Consider the following 17987-nt stretch of genomic DNA (forward strand, 5'->3'; position numbering starts at 1 on the left):
TGCAGTCCTCTCCCGCACGCTCGTCCATGCCCCGAATCATGTGCCCGAGCAGCCCCCGTTCGACTACCAGGTGCGCCCTCGGCGCCAGAGGGCACCAACGCGTAGCCCGATGCGGAGCGGGACCGCGGACTCGTCGTCGAGAATCACGCCGCCCTGCGAGCGGGTCGCGCTCTTGCTGAGGTACCTGAGGAACGAGCTTGGCAGGGGCCGAGTTGTGGTCCTCACACCTCTGGCACCAGAGGCCGTTGCTGTTACGTCCGTACGGAAGGAGGTGCGTGATGGAGGAGCTGTCAGACATCCAGATCGACCCGGGAGTTTGTCCGCGTTGCGGTGCGCCGGTCCCGCGACAACGAGTGGGGCGCCCCGCTACGTGGTGCTCGCAGTCGTGCCGGCGCGCGGCATACGAGGAGAGGCGTGCGGCCGCAGGTGGTGCGAGCGCGGTGCGTGTCGTCGACCGGGTGACCACGCAGACGGTCGAGAACGAGCATGGGATCGAGGACTGCGTCGGGCGGGTGCTCGCGTCACCGGTGGCGTGCACGGTACTGCTCGAGGCGCTGGTAGAGCACCTCATTGACGAGCAGAAAATGTGGGACCCGAAATGGGCGCGGACCGTCGGCGTCGCGGTACGCGTCGGCGGCACGCTGGCGTTCGCGCGGACGCGCACTCGATGAGCGTGCGGTCCTGTCATGGTCTTCACCGGAGTCCGCGAGTGCGGCAGGAACGAAGTGCGCGCTGCCGATGAACTCGGCGCCGCAGATCGAAGACCGCAGCCTTCCAGCGTCATCAGTGTCCGCGGCAGGATCCCTTCTCGGGGACGTACGGGCGGGAAGCCGGAGGCCGATGTCGCCCTGCCGGCGGCCGGAGCGCCGCTGCAGGACGTTCCTGACGCCGTCGGTGTGACCTCGGACGGAGTGGCCGCCGGGCCGCCCGTCGATGTCGACGGCGCGCTCCGGGTTGACGGAGTCGCCTGGACGCAGCAGCGTCGAAGGTCTCTCGACGCGCAGTGACTCGGGCGCGACGTTGGCAAGGAAGCGGGCCTCGTGAAGTCCCGTGACTCCGGGACGTCCCGGCCACGGCGTGGGAGTCCCCCGCACGCAGGCCCTTGAGGACGGTGGTCGCGGTGACGGCGAGGATGGCGGCGCCGACGCCGGTCCGTGCTCGACCGCACCGACTTCCTAGACAGTCCGGCGAACATCGACGTTCTCACTAGGGAGCGCGGGCGACAACGAGAACGTGGTCGGCCAGGCGACGTCCCTCGGTCATGTGTGGGGGTGGGGGTCTCGCGAGAGCCGCGACGCCGAGGTCCTGAACGGCGCACGCCCGCTCCGACCAGAACGCGGAAGGGTAGGAGTACAGGTCGCCCCCGAAGACTGGCCTGCAGAGCCGCGCCCGGCGGGGTTGCGCCACCGGAGTGCAGCGGGCATCGCTGTCCACACCGCGCACTCACGGTTGCGCGCTGGAGCACACGAGTAATCGCGCCGGCCCGCACCTTGTGCATTCTCTCACCTGGGCGTGAACCGGGGGCGTGCGAGGAAGCTGGACGCCACGGAAGTCGCCGTCTTTCGACGACAACGCCAACAGTGCTGCGTCTCGCCTGGGTCCGTAGCCCGCTGTTGGTAGCGCAATGAGTATGACTCATCGGGACGAGTTGATCTTCCTGGCCGCGAGGCGGAGCCACGGCAGGTCATCGGCGGAGCTACCGCCGGCGATACGCCATCGCATCTGGAACCAGCAACATAGGCTGTGCATGTGATCCAGCACATATTCCGATTCCGCATCGGTAGCCAGGCGGCCTCAGCATATCCGGCTCCAGCCGACCAAGCTCCCGACGCCGCGGACACCGACTCCTGGGTCGACTATGACGTCACTTGCACGCGTCATGACAGTATTTTCAAGATTCTGAAAGCGATCGGCGAAATTCGCGACGGCGAGGCGTGGGGGCCGATCATCGCCGGCCGAGGGTCCCCTGCCATAATGCTGAAGCCCGTCCAATCAGAGACTGCGTCGATTATTCTTGATGGCAATGCCACGATAGAAGACTTGAGACACTACTTCGGCCCCTGGCTCGACGACCCGAGCGTCAGGTTCGAGCTCGAGTCGCTCGACGGCGTCGGGAACGGTGCAGGGCCCAGCGGTCTGTGGGACATTCTCGCCTCGGCACTCGAGCTGGCTCGCTTCGGACTGGAGTTTTACGGGGCCGTGGGGTTCGTACAACAAGTAGGCCGACACCTTCAACGCAGGCGAGTCTCGCCCGCTCGCACGGAGGCACAGAAGTGGGTGCAGTTCGGCACGCTCTCGAGACGCCTCAGGAGATACCTGCATGGCCGAGACAAATGGGATACCGACCATCTTCACCGGGTTCTCGGGCTCGAGCCGTTCCAGCTCGGCAAACTCTTGCGCCAATGCGGCTTTGAAACAACACCAGATCGCCCTGATCGTTGGACGAAAACGATAGGAAGTTGACGAAGGCCGCACTCCTGTGCGGATTTCGGGAACGCTCGTCGATCGCAGCACTGACGATTATCTAACACCGCCAGTGCCGCCTGGTGAGGCAACCTGACCCTTCGACGGACAATCATGGCGTCGAGACACTGTCCACCGTGGGCTACCTGGACATCGGTGCGAGTTCGACAGTACGTCGACGACCTGCAGCGTCGATGCGCTGGTCGGTCAACTAGTGAGGGACGCGTCGATGAACGCGATGAGGTCGGCAAGCGCGTCCGCCTTGTTCGTCTCGTTGAAGATTTCGTGCCGTGCGGCCAGGTACGTCTTCAACCCGGTCCGTGGCCCATGGATTACCTCGAGGCTCGCTTGGCCAGGATCGATCGGGACGAACTCGTTCTCTTCGCCGTGGAGGTGAAGTAGCAGGAGGTCGCCGACCGAGCCGCCGGCGGTGATGTGCCGCGCACTAGGAGTCGGCAGGAGTTCGCATGCTCTCGCAGTGCCGGAGCGGTCGGCTCGATGTCAGACCTCGATGCGACGCTGAGATTGATGCTGAGAGGAGGTGATCCGCATGGCCAAGCCGTCGAAGTCAGCACTGTCGAAGGCGGGTAAGACGCTCGCGTCTAGCGCCTCGAGTAAGTCGGCGAAGAGCAAGGCCGCGTCGACTCTCGGTAAGGGGTGACCGTTCGGCCCCGGCACCAGCGGGCGGTAGCGCTTCGGTGTCGGGGCCGCACCACGCCCGGTCGCGCGTGAGTCCACTCATGCCGCGAAGCCCGCGCACGTCCCGGTTTGGGAACCCGTCGAGGGCCCCGGCATCAGGCATCTGCCTCCTCGGACCAGACGCTAGCCAAGATCTGCGGGGGATCAGCCACCGGTCGCGCGACATCAAGGACGGTCTTGCGCCGGCGAAACCTTGCAAACGAGTGCCTACAGGGCGCCTTTGACGTCTCGCTCCGGGCTCGCTAGGCCTGTCTCTCACTCGTTGAGGGAGCGGTACCGGTGACCTGTGTGTAGGTCTCCTGATCGCTCAATTTGCGGATCAGGAACTTAACCCACGCTTCGGTATAGACGTACTGCTCGAACGCGGCGTTCCAGCGGCAGAAGTCAGCACGCGTGGCGGCTGGATCGCTCGCCCCGCCTGGAGGTCGCACCCGGAAGTGGCGCCAGCACTGCGTGTGGGTGTGCATGGTGAATGGTCGCGCGAGGGTCGCGGCCACCTGTTCGACCACCTGACCTGGAAGTAGGCTTCCGAGGTCGACGACCGGGACCTGCTTCTCCTTGATTATGCTGCGGACCTGGTCCACGACGGCATTCTGCTCGTCGGTCAGGTCGCTCGCGTTGACGTAGGTCATCGCTGCGTCGGCTTCTGTCTTCGGGCCCTTGTGTGGGATGAGGTATATGCGGAAGTCGAACGCCTGGTTCTGAGCTACGTCCGGTTCGATTGAAGCGTCGAAGTCTTGGATCCATTCAAGCACTGCGACCGGCACTTGGCTACGGACTCGCTTCACCGCGGAGACGGCGTCCTGGGTGATGGAGGAGACGAAGAGCGGGAACCGCAACTCGTCTGCCAGGGCTTCGTCAGCGCCGAACCACTCGATCAGCGTCTCCTCGAAATTCAACAGATGCGCTTGGGTCCGACCTGCAACGAGTGTGGCGATGTTGTTCTCATGCCGGTGCTCCACCCGGTTGCGGAGCCCGGCGAAGAACTCGATGTTGATCCGCCGCGGGTCGTTGTCAGGGAACAGATCGCGACGCAGCTGTCTAGCAGCCTTGTACTGCCAGTCCCCGTCCTCGCTTCGTACGCGTCGACCTCGCTTATCACGCACGTACAGGTCGCCGCCGGTCCGCTCTGTGTGGGACTGCATTAACTTCAACCACGCTAGCGCCATGTGCACGATGAACGCTTCCAATTGGCGTTCGTTGCCCTGGCGGTTGTATAGGTCTACGGCCAGCCGCGCCTCATTCTTGGCCGCTTGCAGGGTGTGCCACCAACGTGGGCGGGGCGGCATTCGGACTCCCTCTCGCTCGGCTCTATCCCACTGGTGTTGCAACGTCAGCGGTCAGCAAGAGCCTACGAGTTCCTGGCTGTGGTCGCGGTCGTTATCGCGTTGTGCGCGTTACCGCCGACGACGGGCCAGCACGATCGGCGGCTGGCTCATCGCCGCAGACGGGGCCCGCCGTCGTCTGGTCGTTAGCCGGAGACCCGGCACGGGGGAATGCCGGGGTGGCGGCCGTGCTCCCCGTAGATCGCGCAGAAATCATGCTACGGACACTCGCGGCTGCCTGGGACGGGTAGCACGCATCGGCTCTCGGCAACCTGGCGTCACTTCGCACTGCCTCGAGCGCTCTGGCGCGTGGACAGTCTCAGATCGAGTGTCCGATGAGGAGTTGGCCGCCGGCTCGCCGTCGATTCGCCTGAGAATGTCGGAGGGTGAGTGCACAATGGCCTTCGAAGGAAGGTGATGCTCGATGTTCGACAAGTTGGAAACCGAGTGCCCGTCATGTAATGGCAAGGTGCGCTTTACACTCGACGACGTTGCCAGACAACGGACAGTCCGCTGCTCGCGAGGGCACAGCGTGAAACTTGAGGACGAAGGTGGCGGTGCTCGCCAAGCATCGAAGGCTCTCAGTGATCTGGAGAAGACCCTGAAGAAGTTCGGTGGGTAATGACCTCATCCAAGGGAAGTTCCAAGAGGCTGCGTGTTAGAGGCAGCAGCCTCGCCCCAGCGGCTGTCAGGAAAGGTTTGCGATGGACGATGAACTCCTGGGTGAACCCCGCCATGTGCTACTAAATTTGGACGAGGTCTACGCAGTCTTTTTCCTACCTCTGCCCGATCCCTTGGCGCTCGCTGACAAACAAGAGATTCCGACTTACGGTGCCATCGACGTCCCTACCTCGCAGAGCATCATAGATAGCGGCGTCGCCTTCGTAACGAAGCCATTGGAAGCACGAGGCAGGGCTGAGATCGCTCCCATCGACGTGCAAGCTATCGAGAAGTGGTTTCACTACTGCACGTTTCTCAGTTCACTGATGGTCCGCCATGTCGAGACAGACGTGTGGGCTAGAACCGCGTTCGACGCGGCCAACATCGTCATGCGAGCAAACTTTCTCCACGACGAAGCACCACTCTCAACGCTCGATCAGGCCGGCGTCACTTGGTCCGAGGCGCCCCGACCTCCTCGAGAGCAAGGCGTCGGCCAAGTCACGATCATCGAAGCGGTCGTCCCGCTGCGGATCGTCGGAGAAGTACCAGTGTTACCCCACCCTGTGCTCGATATTTCCGAGCGCCAACTGCAGACGGCGGAGTGGCCATACACCGCTGAGCTACCGAAGGATCTCGCACCCCGACTGAGCATGGCCCTCGAGTACGCAGTCTCAGATATCCATGCTTTTCAGCGGTCGTATCATGCCGTCACTGGCGACCCGATCACCCTCTTGACGCGTGAACGATTGCCCACGTTTGTGCCACTCATCCTGCGCAAGCACGGACCTAATGACGACGGCCCAGGTGCCTGGGCCCATGGCATCGTCCAAGCGAACGACAATTTCCGCGCGATCATCACGCCACCGACGCTGTCGGATGACCAACTTGCGGACGTTGCCCGTGCGCGGCCTCGAATCGCCGGATCTGCTCCGTTCGTGGCATCCCTGGATATCTATCGCGAAGCCAAAGTCGCGCTGCACCGCCACGGTGACACTCGGATCGCAGCGATCCTGTGTGGCGTAACGTCTGAGTCGCTTCTGGACGAGCTCCTCCTGCACATGATCTGGGAGGAAGGTGCCTATCCTGAGGATGTAGCCGGAAGTTGGCCTGATTCCCTGAAGTCGCGGGTGAAGCGTGAGTACGCATCGCGCCTCGGTGGGCAATGGGATCTCCGCGCGCCGAACCAGGTGACCAGGTGGCATGACGACGTGGCGCAGCTCCGGCACCGAGTCGTCCACGGCACCTATGTCCCGACCCGTGGTGAGGCGACCCTTGCACTGTCACGGCTCGACGAGCTCCTGGCGTTCCTCGTCGACCGCCTGCTGAACAAGCGCAACCTGAGCAAATATCCGCGAACCGCGTGGATGCTGGCCGGCGCCCGAACCTTCGAAGAACGGAAAGTACGGTCGCCAGAGTTGGTCGCGCTCATGGCGGATCCGAGCCAGCCGAACTGGGACGAGACTTTTGTGCGATGGCGTGAAACGGTGACCCGCCGCCGCCGCGACAAGGAGCATCCGCGCGTCCCCGATCCCGCCGCTGCCTTCCTGTACGCCGTACGGCATCCGAACGGCATGCTCACGTGGTGCCTTCATGATCGTGCCCAGCACCTCGCTGCACGCGTCACCGTGGATGAGAGCATGCTCCCATCTGACAAGTTCGTTGACTTGCGGTCGAAACTCGACGAGTTGAGTCAGATAGACCCGCAGAAGGCGGTTTCCTTCGGCTTGGATCGCGATGCAGGGCCCTCCGTGGAGATCGCAGGTCCTTGGGTGGAGGAGTACCACTTGGTGCCGTTGAGTGGCGTGATGGTCAACCAGAACGACTTAGACTCAGGGCCGCGTGCCAGCACGGGTAGCGGTTCGGCACCTTAAGACCGGACGCCGGCGGGGTCGGCCAGGAGCGGATCCCCGCCATGAGTGGTGCCCTTCGGGCGCCAGAGTGGGCGATCCGACGACCCGCGCAGCGACGGGAAAGCGTGGCGGCGTCTGCTGGGCAATGTGCGGAAGTCTTCGTCCCGACGTTTGTCACCGTCGCGGTGCCCCAGCCCTGCCCATCCGCGCGACTCGGCTTCGGCGCCTCGGCGCGGTAGCCCCCTCCCCGCCTTCAACGTCGCCGGTGGACCTCGCGATTCGGCCGCCCTCCATTTACCCTCCACATTGAGCCGTCACAGCCCGTCATCGATCGGCTAGAGTCCGAGGTGCCAGCGAGGAGATTTCCTCGACAACACAAGCGAATCCGCTCTTTCCCGAGCCGATCGGCGGTAGCCGGAAGGCCCTCGATTCGTTCCGGATCATTCACCACCGAGGCCTCTGCGCCTCTACGCTCACTTCTTGTGCACCTCCGAGCCCCGCTGTCCATGCTGACGTCCAGCGACGTGCCACGGTGGCTGTCGATCCCCCTTGCCGGTTCTTGGGCAGAACTGGCCGCTGGTGTGGGGGCCCTCTTCGCGATCGTCGTGGCTGTGTGGCTCGCCGTCGCCGAGCTTCGACGCGGCCGGCGTGAACGTGAGGAGATCATCAAGCGTGAAAGCTACGCTCGCGCGCGAAGGATCGTCGCTTGGGTTGAGGCGGCAACCTCCTTCGAAGCGGGTCAACCCGCAGGGTTTCGACAGAGTTACTTTATTTTCAATGGATCCGGCGGACCGATCTACGACGTAGCCGTATTCGACAAGGAGAAGCAGGTTGTCGGCCTGAGCGTTCTGCCCCCAGCTGAGCACCCCCAAGAAGTGCTAATGGAGGAGCTGCCTCCACCACGGATGCGCTGGGCTCACGCAGTACTGAGAATCGGCTTCACCGATGCCGACAGAAACCGGTGGGAGACTTCCGAGCACGGAACCACGGTCGCGATACCGGTGGTGAACTGAGCAGCCGCCCCTCCGAGGGGCCTGGCTTTGGCCGCTAGATGGCGGGGTTCTTTCGCCGCTCAGTGGCGGCCCACGCTCTCGGTCACAACGCAGGCGCGGCACTGGTCGACGTTCCGTAGGCCGACCGACTTTCGGGAGCGTTAGGGCGCTGGCGACCAAAGAGCCGTGGAAGGCGCGTAACGATGCGGCGTCAGCGGTCTGAATCGACTCCGAAGCGAAGTCCAGTGATGCCAGGCTGGCCACATGCGGACCATCACCCGGAGCGCCCGAGCATCGTGGGTGGCATTGGCTGCAGCGACAATCGCGTTCGCGGGGTGTTCTTCGTCTTCGACGCCTCCCGAGGCGGATCCCGAGTCGCCAGCGGTCTCTTACACGCGAACGAGCCGCTGGGGCGAGGGCGACACCGCACTTCTCGGGGGCATCGTCGCATTGGAGAACGGCTGCTTCACGGTGGTCGATGATGCTGGCTAGGTCATCGTGCCGGTCTTCCCAACCGAGTTCACCTGGGACGACGAAGCTGGCGAGCTCTCCGGATTCGGCCATACGTTCTCCGCGGGCGACTCCGTGTCCCTGGGGGGGGCTACCACCAGACGCTGCCCTCATCGAGCGCTGAGCACATTCCAAGTGGCTGCCGAGGTGATCAGTACTTCACGGTGTGCTCGGCTTGAACCGGGCGCTCAGCACAGCGCCGGCTAGGGTCTCGCGACCTCAGATCGTGGCATCGGGGAGATCTCAACGCGCTCGCCATTCTCGGACCGAGGCCGGTCTCACGACCGCTTCTGTCCGAGTGTCCGGTAGGAAGATCCGCTCCGGGGGATAGCGCTTGACGCAACTACGTCGAGCACCGACTTAGGCTCGCAGAGAGGCGTCGGACGTCGGGTACGAACTCTCCGACACCACCGCGGTCAGCGGGGCCTTACCGGCGGACTTACGTGAGGAGTGTGAGCGCTGGGCGCGGCTCAGCTGAGAGCCCGGACCTTGCTGGCTCAGGCCAGGCAGGGAAGTCGGTTTGATCGCCACCGAAGGCCAGGACAGTCTGTGCGGCCAAGTCGCACACGGCTTGGATGAATCCCTCGGCACCCATCAGCCGCATTGAGTGACCTCCGTCCGCCAGGGGCCACAAAGCTCCAGAGGCGTTAGAGACCGTTCGCGGATCTTGTCCATGACTGAGAAGGTCGCGGAGGTTCTTCATGTCGGCCAGGTAGGCACTCAGTGACTGCGTCCCCTCGAATGCCATCCATCTGGATCGGTTGCCCAATCCAGCGCTCGGCGTCCTCGTACGCACGCCCCAGTTGTTGGCGAAGAGTGTGACGCCCTGCTGTTGACCGGCATGGCGGAGCTTATCCGGGTTCAGCGGCAACGTACGCGGGGAGGCTGGGTCTCTGAGTACGTCGTTGAAAAATGCCTCGAGCGCTGCGTACGACATGGAAAAGACCGCCCAGCGTAGCGCGTACTGCTTGGCTGAGTTTCCGAGCCTGCGCCCGTCCAGACCGCTCAACTGATCGATGTCGCGATGAAGAGTCACGAGCAGGGTTGGATTGTCGAGTCCAGCGGCGAGCGAGGTCGCCGCATCGACGACGTCCGGGAGGCGAGGGTGCTTCGGCATAAACGCACGGTATCAAGCGTCTCGGCTGCGCTTCGCATCTTTCCGGGTTCCCGATGCGGGCAGCCCGACGATCATGGGTACGTGACCTCAGAACCTCACCCCCTTCTCCGTCTCCGAGACGCGTGAAGACGGCGGAAAATGGCTAGAAGGAAAGCGAGGACGACTACGCGAACTACGTGATTCTCGCGCGTACCGTGAAACGGCTGGGCCCCACCATCCCGCTGCCACTGAAGCGCCTCAACTGGCGCCGTGCCCTCACCGCTGGACGTCCCGAGTGGTGTAGGACCCATGCGCCGGTCATTTAGGAACACGCCCGCGACCAGCGACCCGCCGATACCAAGAGCAATCGATGCCACCACCTGCCAGTGCTGCCACCTGTTCAGAATCTCGAAGTCCACTATCCGCACAGTAGGTGCGACCGGTCGGCTGCTTTCCCAGGCAAGAGTGTCGACCTCCGAAAGTCCGGGCCGCGCAACCTCGATGTGCGATCGTCCTTCGAGTACGGGGCCGGTAACGACGTTGCGTCGGGCCGTCACGCGAAGCCACGAGCCAGACAGTCCCTCGACCGCTTCGAACACCCCTGCGGCGCTCGAGGGAAGTCCAGGAATGGCTCCGATCAGGGGCCATGTCATCCCAGACCGCGGACCTGACCACCATCCCACCGTCGTTGGCCGCCTCACGTTACCCTCTGGGCGTCCTGACACTTCCACGGGAGATCCGCCGAACCCCGCCGAAGTGTCCTCAAGCGTCTCGGCCCAGCACGGCGACGGCCGGTCGATGTTGATCTCGACCGCCTGCACACCGCCGAGCGCTACCGGAGCTCCCGGCCAGCCAAGCGCGAGACTCGGTATATCGCGCACCGCAGGAATGGACTCGGTGGGCCCGGTTGCACGCAAATCGCGTAGACGTGCATCGCCACCTATCAGGAGCAAGCCTTCGAATGGCTCACCGTCCGTTGCGCATACAACGACAGAGTACGTCAATAGTTCAGCCTCGAGACCGCGATAATCCGAGTGGGCCTGCAAGAGGATTTGATGTTTGGACTCGGGTAGTCCGTCTTCTTCCTGAACCAATTCAATCCAGCCATTGAAGGCGGTGGGCTCCGGATGAGCGTTGAGGGTCACCGAAACGAGGTAGAAGGAAAGGGCGCATATCAGGCCAACGGCCACAGCGACGATTCTCATGTACATGCCATACCACACGCCGCTCCGACCTTGTCCCTGAACCGCGGTTGTGGACGACAACGGCTGCGCCGTGACAAGGACTCGATCCGACGCCGATCGAGCCACCAGCCGCTAAGCGCCGTCTATCCCCGCGAGCGGATCGTCCAGCGGGGCGGACCGGCAGTGCTGGCGGTTACACCGGACGCGCTCGACGCACGCTCTGCGCGCGACGCCCGCGCGTCCATCGCGAGCACGAGAGCTGCTCTCTCGACTCATGGTAGTACTGCGGTAGCATTGCGGTATGAAGCTCAGTGTCAGCCTGCCGGAGGAGGATGTGGCGATCCTTGACGAGTACGCCCGTACCGCCGGCCTGCCCTCGAGGTCTGCAGCGGTGCAACACGCAGTGCGAATGCTTCGCTTGCCCGCTTTGGAGCAGGACTACGAAGCCGCGTGGCAGGAGTGGGAAGCCTCGGGTGATCAGGCGGCATGGGACTCGAGCGCGGCCGACGGGATCGCTGATGTTGCGCGGTGAGATCCGGCTCGTCGATCTGGAACCCGTTCGCGGGAGCGAGGCCAACAGTCGTCGTCCTGCCGTGATCGTCAGCAATGACCGAGCGAACGCGACCGCGGCGCGGCTCGGCCGCGGAGTGGTCACCGTGGTGCCGGTGACCAGCAACACCGACCGGATCTTCCCCTTTCAAACCCTCCTGCCCGCAGCCGCGACCGGCCTCCGGCAGGACTCCAAGGCCCAGGCCGAGCAAGTCCGCTCCATCGCAGTCGAGCGCCTCGGCGCCGTCCTCGGACGAGCCTCCGCCGACGTCATGGCCCACCTCGACGACGCACTTCGCCTCCACCTGCAGCTGTAAGCACCGCACGGCAAAAGTGGCGCTGGCCTGGATCCTGGGGACGCTGGCAGTCGGCGAGATCGCTGGAGTGCCAGCGTTCGAGCCGCCCTCCATTTACCCTCCACATTGAGCCGTCACAGCCCGTCACAGACCGGGTAGAGTCGGAGGTGTCAGCGAGGAGACTTCCTCGACAACACAAGCGAATCCGCTGTTTCCCGCGCCGATCGGCGGTAGCCGGAACGCCCTTGATTCGTTCCGGAGGTCGCAGGTTCAAATCCTGCCCCCGCTACCAGGAGAAGGCCCGGACCATCAGGTCCGGGCCTTCTGCGTTCCCCAGGCGCTGGGCACCGGCAGGTCAGGCGGTGCCGCTCCAGGTGAGCAGGAGCAGGCAGACGTCGTCGTGGCCCTCGCCGGCCGGGAGCATCCGCTCGGTCACCGTGCGCACCGCCGCGTCCGGCTCGAGCGCCCGGCTCTGCGCGCCCACGGCGACGAGCTCGTCGAGCCGGGTGGGCAGCGGGCGGTCGCGCCGCTCCACGAGCCCGTCGGTGTACAGGAGCAGCCGGTCGCCGGGCACGAGGTCCACGGACGCCTCCGGGCGCTCGCTGCCGGGAGCGTTGAGCCCGAGGGGCGTGGAGCGCCCGTCCCACACGAGCCGGGGCGTGCCCTCGCGCTCGAGGAGCAGCGGCGGCAGGTGGCCGGCGCAGGCGAAGCGGAAGCGCCCCGTGAGGAGGTCGAGCTCGCCGTAGAGGACGGTGGCGGACGTGGAGTCCGGGACGCGCTGGACGAAGGTGTCCAGGGCGCCGAGCACCCGGGCGGGGCCGACGCCGGGACCGGCGAGCGCCCGGACGGCGCTGCGCAGCTGTCCCATCGCGATGGCGGCGTCCAGCCCGCGGCCCACGACGTCGCCGATGGCGACCCCCAGGACGTGGTCGTCGAGGTGGAAGGCGTCGTGCCAGTCCCCGCCCACCTCGAGGGACTCCACGCCCGGGCGGTACGCCGTCGTCACGTCGACGCGCTCGTCCTGGGGCAGGGGTGCGGTGAGGAGCGCCTGCTGGAGCTGGTGGGCGATCGCGGCGCTGCGGTCGAAGAGACCGGCCCGGTCCAGGGCGGCGCCTGCCTGCTGCCCGACGGCGGTGAGCACGGCGAGGTCCGGCGGCTCGGCGCCCGCGCCGTCGTCGGGCTGGAGGGACAGCACCCCGTGCAGGCCCGCCTGCCCGTGGAGCGGGACGAGGACCCGGCCGTCGGCGACGACCGCGGCGCGCGGCCACGAGCGCACGGGCAGGGGGCCGGTGCTGCCGGCCTCCTCACCCGTGGCCGAGTGGGGGACCAGCCGGCCCGCGGGGTCGGTGAGCCAGCACGTCGCAGCCCGCGCGCCGAGGGAGGGGGTGGTGCGCAGCAGGGCGGCGGACACCCCCTCCCGGCCGACGGCGGCCGAGAGGGCGGCGGTGACGTCCTGGAGCACCTGCGTGCGCTCGGCGGCGGACTCGGCGTCCTTGCGCGCGGCCAGCAGCTCGCGCTCGTAGCGGGAGCGGTCCCGCGCGCTGGAGACGGAGACCCGCACGCGGCCGTCCGGGCCCACGACGGCGGTCATGAGCACGGGGACGCGGCCGCCCGTGCCGCGCAGCTCGAGCCCCACCTCGTCGGCCCGGCCCTCGACGTGCAGCAGCGGGGACAGGTGGGTCTCCCAGTAGATCCGCCCGCCCACCGAGAGGAGCTGGCTCAGGCGTACCCGCCCGAGGACCTCGGCGGCGGGCCGCCCGACCCACTGGAGGAAGGTCGCGTTGGCGTCGAGGACCGTGCCGTCGTCGGCCAGGAGGAGCAGGCCGCACGGCGCCTCGTCCCAGGCGGCGGCGCGGTCGTTCACGCCGGCAGGTACGCCTTCATCGCCGCGACGAGCTGGTCCGGGGCGCTGAGGTTGGGGCAGTGGCCCACGGCGTCGAGGACGGCGAAGTCGCTGTGGGGGAGGTGGTCGCGGACGTACTCGCCCACCTCCATGGGCGCGATGACGTCCTCGCGGCACTGGACGACGAGCGCGGGGGTGGTGACCTCCGGCAGGTCCGCGCGGTTGTCGGAGAGGAAGGTCGTGCGGGCGAAGCGGCGCGCGAGGGTGGGGTCGGTGCGGCAGAAGCTCGCCGTGAGCTCCTCACCGAGCTCGGGGCGGTCGGGCACGCCCATGATGACCGGGGCGATGTGGGCCGACCAGCCGAGGTAGTTGTCGTCCATCGTCTCGAGGAGCTCGTCGATCTCCTCCTGGCTGAAGCCGCCGCGGTAGTCGCCGTCGTCGATGTAGCGGGGGCTGGGGCCCACGAGGACGAGCCGGTCGACGAGCTCGGGCCGCTCGCGAGCGGCGAGGAGGCCGATCATCGCGCTCACGGAGTGGCCGACGAGGACGACGGGCCCGGCGTCGAGCGCCTCGATGATCTCGACGACGTCCTGCGCGTAGCCCTCGAGGCGGGCGTGGCGGGCGGCGTCGTAGGCGGACGCGTCGGAGCCCCCGGCGCCGACGTGGTCGAAGAGCACCACCCGGTGCGTCGCCTCGAAGTGAGGGACGACGAGGCGCCACATCTGCTGGTCGCAGCCGAAGCCGTGCGCCAGCACCATGGTGGGGCCGTCTACCGTGCCGCTCACCCGGACGTTGTTCCGCTCGAGGACATCCACGAGGGCGACATTACGGTATGGCGGCGCGCCCCGGATCAGACCGGGGCGGGCAGCGGGAAGGACCGGTCTGCGAAGAAGATGCTCCGGGCCGCGCGCTGCCCCGGCGGGGTGCGCAGGGCCGCGAAGGCCGCCTCCATGGCACCCGGGGAACGCACGAGGCCCATGGCGCGTCGCATCGCCACCCGCCCGCGGAACCGGCGGCGCAGCGCGGCACCATCGTAGGAGCGCAGGGCCCCGGCGTCGTCGCTCGTCAGGGCGTCGTCGAGGGCGTCCGCGGCGTGCTCGGACAGGCGCAGGCACGGGTCCAGGCCGCCGGCCGTCAGTGGGGACACGGCCCCGGCGGCGTCCCCGACGAGCAGCCCGCGCGGGGAGCTGATGCGTCGCAGCAGCCCGCCCACCGGGATGGGACCGCCGCGGCGCTCGACGGCGGCCGGGCGGGACGGCAGGCCGGGTGCCACGGCCGCGAGGTCCCGCATCGCACGCCACACGCCGTCGGGGTAGCGGGCGCCGTAGCCGGCGGTGCCGAGGTGGACGTGCTCGCCGTCGTCGACGACCCAGCCGAGGTAGCCCGGGGCGAGCCGGGGGTGCAGGACGCAGTGGAAGGCCGGCACCTCGGTGCCCGCGCTCGGGAACACCTCCTCCGCGCCGACGAGGAGCCGCTCGTTGCGGTCCAGGTGCAGGTCGCGGGCCACCCGGGAGCGGGCGCCGTCGGCCCCGACGACGAACCGCGGGCGGACCACGGACGGTGCGCCGTCGCTGCCCACGAACTGCACCGCGCCGTCGGCGTACCCGGCGTATCGGGTGCCGAGGAGCACGCGGGCACCGGCCGCGCGCGCCCGGTCGGTGAAGGCCGCGTAGAGCCCGGGCATGTCCCCGACGCGGAACTCGTCGCGGTCGCTGTCCAGGACGACGGGCCGGCGCAGGCTCGGCGGGTAGAGCGCCACCCGCCGGATCGGCGGCCCGAGGCGGTCCTCGGGGAGCGCGAAGTCGTCCAGGGTGCGGCGCACGAAGATGCCGGTGGTGCGCACTGACCGGCCGAGGTCGGTGCGCTTGTCGACGACACTCACGGCGTGCCCGCGGCCGGCGAGCAGCGCGGCGACGTGCAGCCCCGCCAGCCCCGCACCGACGACGAGGACGTCGGTGTCCCACCCGGCGCTCACGGTGCCGGCGTCCCGTCCGGCGCCCAGCGCAGCAGGTCGCCCGGCTGGCAGTCGAGCGCCTCGCACAGCGCCTCGAGGGTGGTGAAGCGGACGGCCTTGGCGCGGCCGTTCTTGAGCACCGCGAGGTTCGCGGGTGTGATGCCCACCCGCTCGGCGAGCGTCCCGACCGACATCTTCCGGCGGGCGAGCATGACGTCGATGTCGACGACGATGGGCACCTAGATCACCTCGTCGAGCTCGGAGCGCAGGTGCTCGGCACGAGCGGCGGTCTCGACGGCCTGGACGAGCAGCGTCCGCATGACGTAGACGACGAGCGCCACGCCGGCGACGACGAGCGCGATGCCGCAGATGAACCCGACGACGCCGGGCGCGACCTCGTCCCCTGGCGTCGTGCGATTGGCGACGGCGAAGGTCACCGCGACGGCGAGGACGAGCACCGACGCCGCCGCGATGGCGCCGATGACGACGTCGACGTAGCGGAACGCGCCCGTGGAGAAGACGGTGCCACGGCGCACCATCCCCAGCAGGCGCAGGATGCACACGGCGATGACCTGGAGGCACACGACCCCGAGGAAGAGGCTGGCGGCGAAGGTCACCCGGGGGGCGGTGGCCAGGCCGTCGAGATCGATCCACAGCAGCGGCAGCAGGACCGCCTGGACGACGACGGACCCGAGCAGCGCGATCGCGATGACGAGCTGGAGCACGCGGATGACGTACCTGCCCATGGAAGCCTCCTTGAATCGAACGACGATCGGAATCTATCGACACTCGATAGGTGCTGGCAAGGGGGCGAGTAAATACGTTGCCCGAGCGGCCACGGCGACGCAGGCTGTGCGGGTCCCCGCGGACTGCCCCGCGCGAGAGGGACGGACGAGAGGACCAGCGATGACAGACCTGCGGAGCGCCCCGCCAGCGCGCTGACGCCCCCACGGGCGCGGCGCGACGTCCCGCCGCCCCGGAAGGTCCTCACCGTGCCCCACCCCTCGTCCTCCGTCGTCCTCCACGACCTCTCCTTCTCCTGGCCCGACGGCACCCCTGCCCTGGAGGGCGTCAGCGGCGCCTTCGGCCGCGGGAGCACCGGGCTCGTCGGCGCCAACGGTGCCGGCAAGTCGACCCTGCTCCGGCTGGTCGCCGGTGACCTCGTCCCCACCGGGGGCACGCTCTCCGTGCGGGGCGTCGTCGACCACCTCCCGCAGCGGCTCACCGCCGTCCCGGGCACCGCCCTCGCCGACCTCCTCGGGGTCGCGACCGCCCTCCGCGCGCTGCGGGCGATCGAGGCCGGCTCCACCGACCCCGCCGACTTCGACGCCGTCGGGACCGACTGGGACGTCGAGGAGCGCGCCGCCGCCGCGCTCGCGGCCCTCGGCCTGCCCGTCGACCTGGACCGCCCGGTCACCGCGCTGTCCGGCGGGGAGGCCGTCCTCGCGGCGCTCGTGGGCGTGCGGCTGCGCGGGGCGGACGTCGCCCTCCTCGACGAGCCGACGAACAACCTCGACGGCGACGCCCGCGAGCGGGTCTACGACGTCGTGCGGGGGTGGCGCGGCACGCTCGTCGTCGTCAGCCACGACCTTGCCCTGCTCGACCTCATGGACGCCACCGCCGAGCTGCGGGCCGGTGAGCTCGTCACCTTCGGCGGCCCCCACAGCGCGTACCGCGAGTGGCTCGCCACCCAGCAGGAGGCGGCCCGCCAGGCGCTGCGCACGGCCGAGCAGACCCTGCGCCGGGAGCAGCGGGAACGCGAGCGGGCGGAGGAGCGGATGGCACACAGCCAGCGGCAGGGCCGCAAGGACCGCGCCGACGGCAAGTACCCGCCGATCGTCCTGGGGGCGCGGCGCAACGCCGCCGAGCGGTCCCAGGGCGAGCGTCGGACCGCGGTCGACGCGCGCCTCGCCACCGCGCGCGCCGCCGTCGACCTCGCTGGGAGCGCCGTCCGCGACGACGACGCCGTGCGCGTCGACCTGCCCGACCCGCACGTGCCCCGTGGGCGCCGGCTGGCGGTGCTGCCGAGCAGCGACGGGCGCGACGTCGTCCTCCAGGGGCCCGAGCGGGTCGCCCTCGTGGGGGCGAACGGCGTCGGCAAGACGACGCTCCTGCGCGCGCTCCTGCCCACGGTGTCGGTCCGCGTCGGCTGCCTGCCCCAGCGCGCGGAGCTCGACGACGGCGCCACCGTCCTCGAGACCGTGCGCGCCGCCTCGCCCCACCTCGCCCCCGGGGAGGTGCGCAACCGGCTCGCGCGGCTCCTCGTGCGCGGGGACATGGTCGACCGCGCCGTCGCCACGCTCTCCGGCGGTGAGCGCTTCCGCGTCGCGCTCGCCCGCGTCCTGCTCACCGACCCGCCGCCCGAGCTGCTCGTCCTCGACGAGCCGACGAACGACCTCGACATCCCCACCGTCGACCAGCTCGTCGCCGCCCTGGGCGCCTACCGGGGCGCGCTGCTCGTCGTCAGCCACGACGACGCCTTCCTCCAGCGGCTGGGTCTGGACGGCGTCGTCCGGCTCACGGCCGGCGGCCGCCTCGACCGGGTGGCCTGACCGGCGCCGCCCTC

Annotated in this window: 13 protein-coding genes; 7 read left to right on the plus strand and 6 right to left on the minus strand. The window is 68.0% G+C overall.

The annotated features are described in order from the left end of the window. The first annotated feature begins 440 nt into the window (after window positions 1-440). Entirely contained in the window at window positions 441-671 is a 231-nt protein-coding gene (locus ACWPXV_RS13995) for a hypothetical protein (RefSeq protein ID WP_454085783.1), read from the plus strand. A gap of 1078 nt (window positions 672-1749) precedes the next feature. Beyond that, complete coding sequence (locus tag ACWPXV_RS14000; RefSeq protein WP_454085784.1) at window positions 1750-2463, plus strand: hypothetical protein; 714 nt, start codon at window positions 1750-1752, stop codon at window positions 2461-2463. Window positions 2464-3404: 941 nt separating this feature from the next. On the opposite strand, the gene ACWPXV_RS14005 is transcribed toward ACWPXV_RS14000, so the two are convergent. After that, window positions 3405-4451, minus strand: coding sequence for a DUF3644 domain-containing protein (locus tag ACWPXV_RS14005; RefSeq protein WP_454085785.1), 1047 nt, complete (start codon window positions 4449-4451; stop codon window positions 3405-3407). 740 nt (window positions 4452-5191) lie between these two features. Here ACWPXV_RS14005 and ACWPXV_RS14010 point away from each other — a divergent pair. The 4 genes from ACWPXV_RS14010 to ACWPXV_RS14025 all read left to right on the plus strand — a co-directional run bounded on the left by ACWPXV_RS14010 (window position 5192) and on the right by ACWPXV_RS14025 (window position 11645). Continuing rightward, window positions 5192-7018 (plus strand): hypothetical protein, encoded by a 1827-nt coding sequence (locus ACWPXV_RS14010; RefSeq protein ID WP_454085786.1) that lies wholly within the window; start codon window positions 5192-5194, stop codon window positions 7016-7018. A gap of 485 nt (window positions 7019-7503) precedes the next feature. Continuing rightward, window positions 7504-8010 carry a hypothetical protein gene (locus ACWPXV_RS14015; protein ID WP_454085787.1) on the plus strand — a complete coding sequence of 169 codons (507 nt, stop codon included), beginning with the start codon at window positions 7504-7506 and terminating at the stop codon, window positions 8008-8010. A gap of 3070 nt (window positions 8011-11080) precedes the next feature. Continuing rightward, on the plus strand, window positions 11081-11311 hold the full coding sequence (locus ACWPXV_RS14020; RefSeq protein ID WP_454085788.1) for a ribbon-helix-helix domain-containing protein: 231 nt from the start codon (window positions 11081-11083) through the stop codon (window positions 11309-11311). Further along, window positions 11298-11645, plus strand: coding sequence for a type II toxin-antitoxin system PemK/MazF family toxin (locus ACWPXV_RS14025; RefSeq protein WP_454085789.1), 348 nt, complete (start codon window positions 11298-11300; stop codon window positions 11643-11645). Before ACWPXV_RS14020 ends, ACWPXV_RS14025 begins: the two co-directional genes overlap by 14 nt. Window positions 11646-11979: 334 nt before the next feature. On the opposite strand, the gene ACWPXV_RS14030 is transcribed toward ACWPXV_RS14025, so the two are convergent. The 5 genes from ACWPXV_RS14030 to ACWPXV_RS14050 are packed head-to-tail and all read right to left on the minus strand — an operon-like array spanning window position 11980 to window position 16167. After that, on the minus strand, window positions 11980-13488 hold the full coding sequence (locus ACWPXV_RS14030; RefSeq protein WP_454085790.1) for a SpoIIE family protein phosphatase: 1509 nt from the start codon (window positions 13486-13488) through the stop codon (window positions 11980-11982). After that, window positions 13485-14282, minus strand: a complete 798-nt coding sequence (locus ACWPXV_RS14035) for an alpha/beta fold hydrolase (RefSeq protein ID WP_454085791.1) — start codon at window positions 14280-14282, stop codon at window positions 13485-13487. Before ACWPXV_RS14035 ends, ACWPXV_RS14030 begins: the two co-directional genes overlap by 4 nt. Window positions 14283-14317: 35 nt before the next feature. Further along, window positions 14318-15442: an NAD(P)/FAD-dependent oxidoreductase gene (locus ACWPXV_RS14040; RefSeq protein WP_454085792.1), complete on the minus strand. Its 1125-nt coding sequence runs from the start codon at window positions 15440-15442 to the stop codon at window positions 14318-14320. After that, window positions 15439-15660 carry a helix-turn-helix domain-containing protein gene (locus tag ACWPXV_RS14045; protein ID WP_454085793.1) on the minus strand — a complete coding sequence of 74 codons (222 nt, stop codon included), beginning with the start codon at window positions 15658-15660 and terminating at the stop codon, window positions 15439-15441. Before ACWPXV_RS14045 ends, ACWPXV_RS14040 begins: the two co-directional genes overlap by 4 nt. Beyond that, window positions 15661-16167 carry a DUF2975 domain-containing protein gene (locus ACWPXV_RS14050; protein WP_454085794.1) on the minus strand — a complete coding sequence of 169 codons (507 nt, stop codon included), beginning with the start codon at window positions 16165-16167 and terminating at the stop codon, window positions 15661-15663. A 246-nt stretch (window positions 16168-16413) separates the two neighbouring features. On the opposite strand from ACWPXV_RS14050, the gene ACWPXV_RS14055 reads away from it, so the two are divergent. Next, window positions 16414-17973, plus strand: coding sequence for an ABC-F family ATP-binding cassette domain-containing protein (locus tag ACWPXV_RS14055; protein WP_454085795.1), 1560 nt, complete (start codon window positions 16414-16416; stop codon window positions 17971-17973). Window positions 17974-17987: the final 14 nt, after the last annotated feature.

Source organism: Georgenia sp. Marseille-Q6866 (genome assembly GCF_965111665.1).

What these genes read in the sequence shown, in the direction of transcription:
- ACWPXV_RS14005 (WP_454085785.1), bottom strand. Translation starts at nt 4,451, where the DNA reads ATGCCGCCCCGCCCACGTTGGTGGCACACCCTGCAAGCGGCCAAGAAT.
- ACWPXV_RS14010 (WP_454085786.1), top strand. Translation starts at nt 5,192, where the DNA reads ATGGACGATGAACTCCTGGGTGAACCCCGCCATGTGCTACTAAATTTG.
- ACWPXV_RS14015 (WP_454085787.1), top strand. Translation starts at nt 7,504, where the DNA reads ATGCTGACGTCCAGCGACGTGCCACGGTGGCTGTCGATCCCCCTTGCC.
- ACWPXV_RS14020 (WP_454085788.1), top strand. Translation starts at nt 11,081, where the DNA reads ATGAAGCTCAGTGTCAGCCTGCCGGAGGAGGATGTGGCGATCCTTGAC.
- ACWPXV_RS14025 (WP_454085789.1), top strand. Translation starts at nt 11,298, where the DNA reads ATGTTGCGCGGTGAGATCCGGCTCGTCGATCTGGAACCCGTTCGCGGG.
- ACWPXV_RS14050 (WP_454085794.1), bottom strand. Translation starts at nt 16,167, where the DNA reads ATGGGCAGGTACGTCATCCGCGTGCTCCAGCTCGTCATCGCGATCGCG.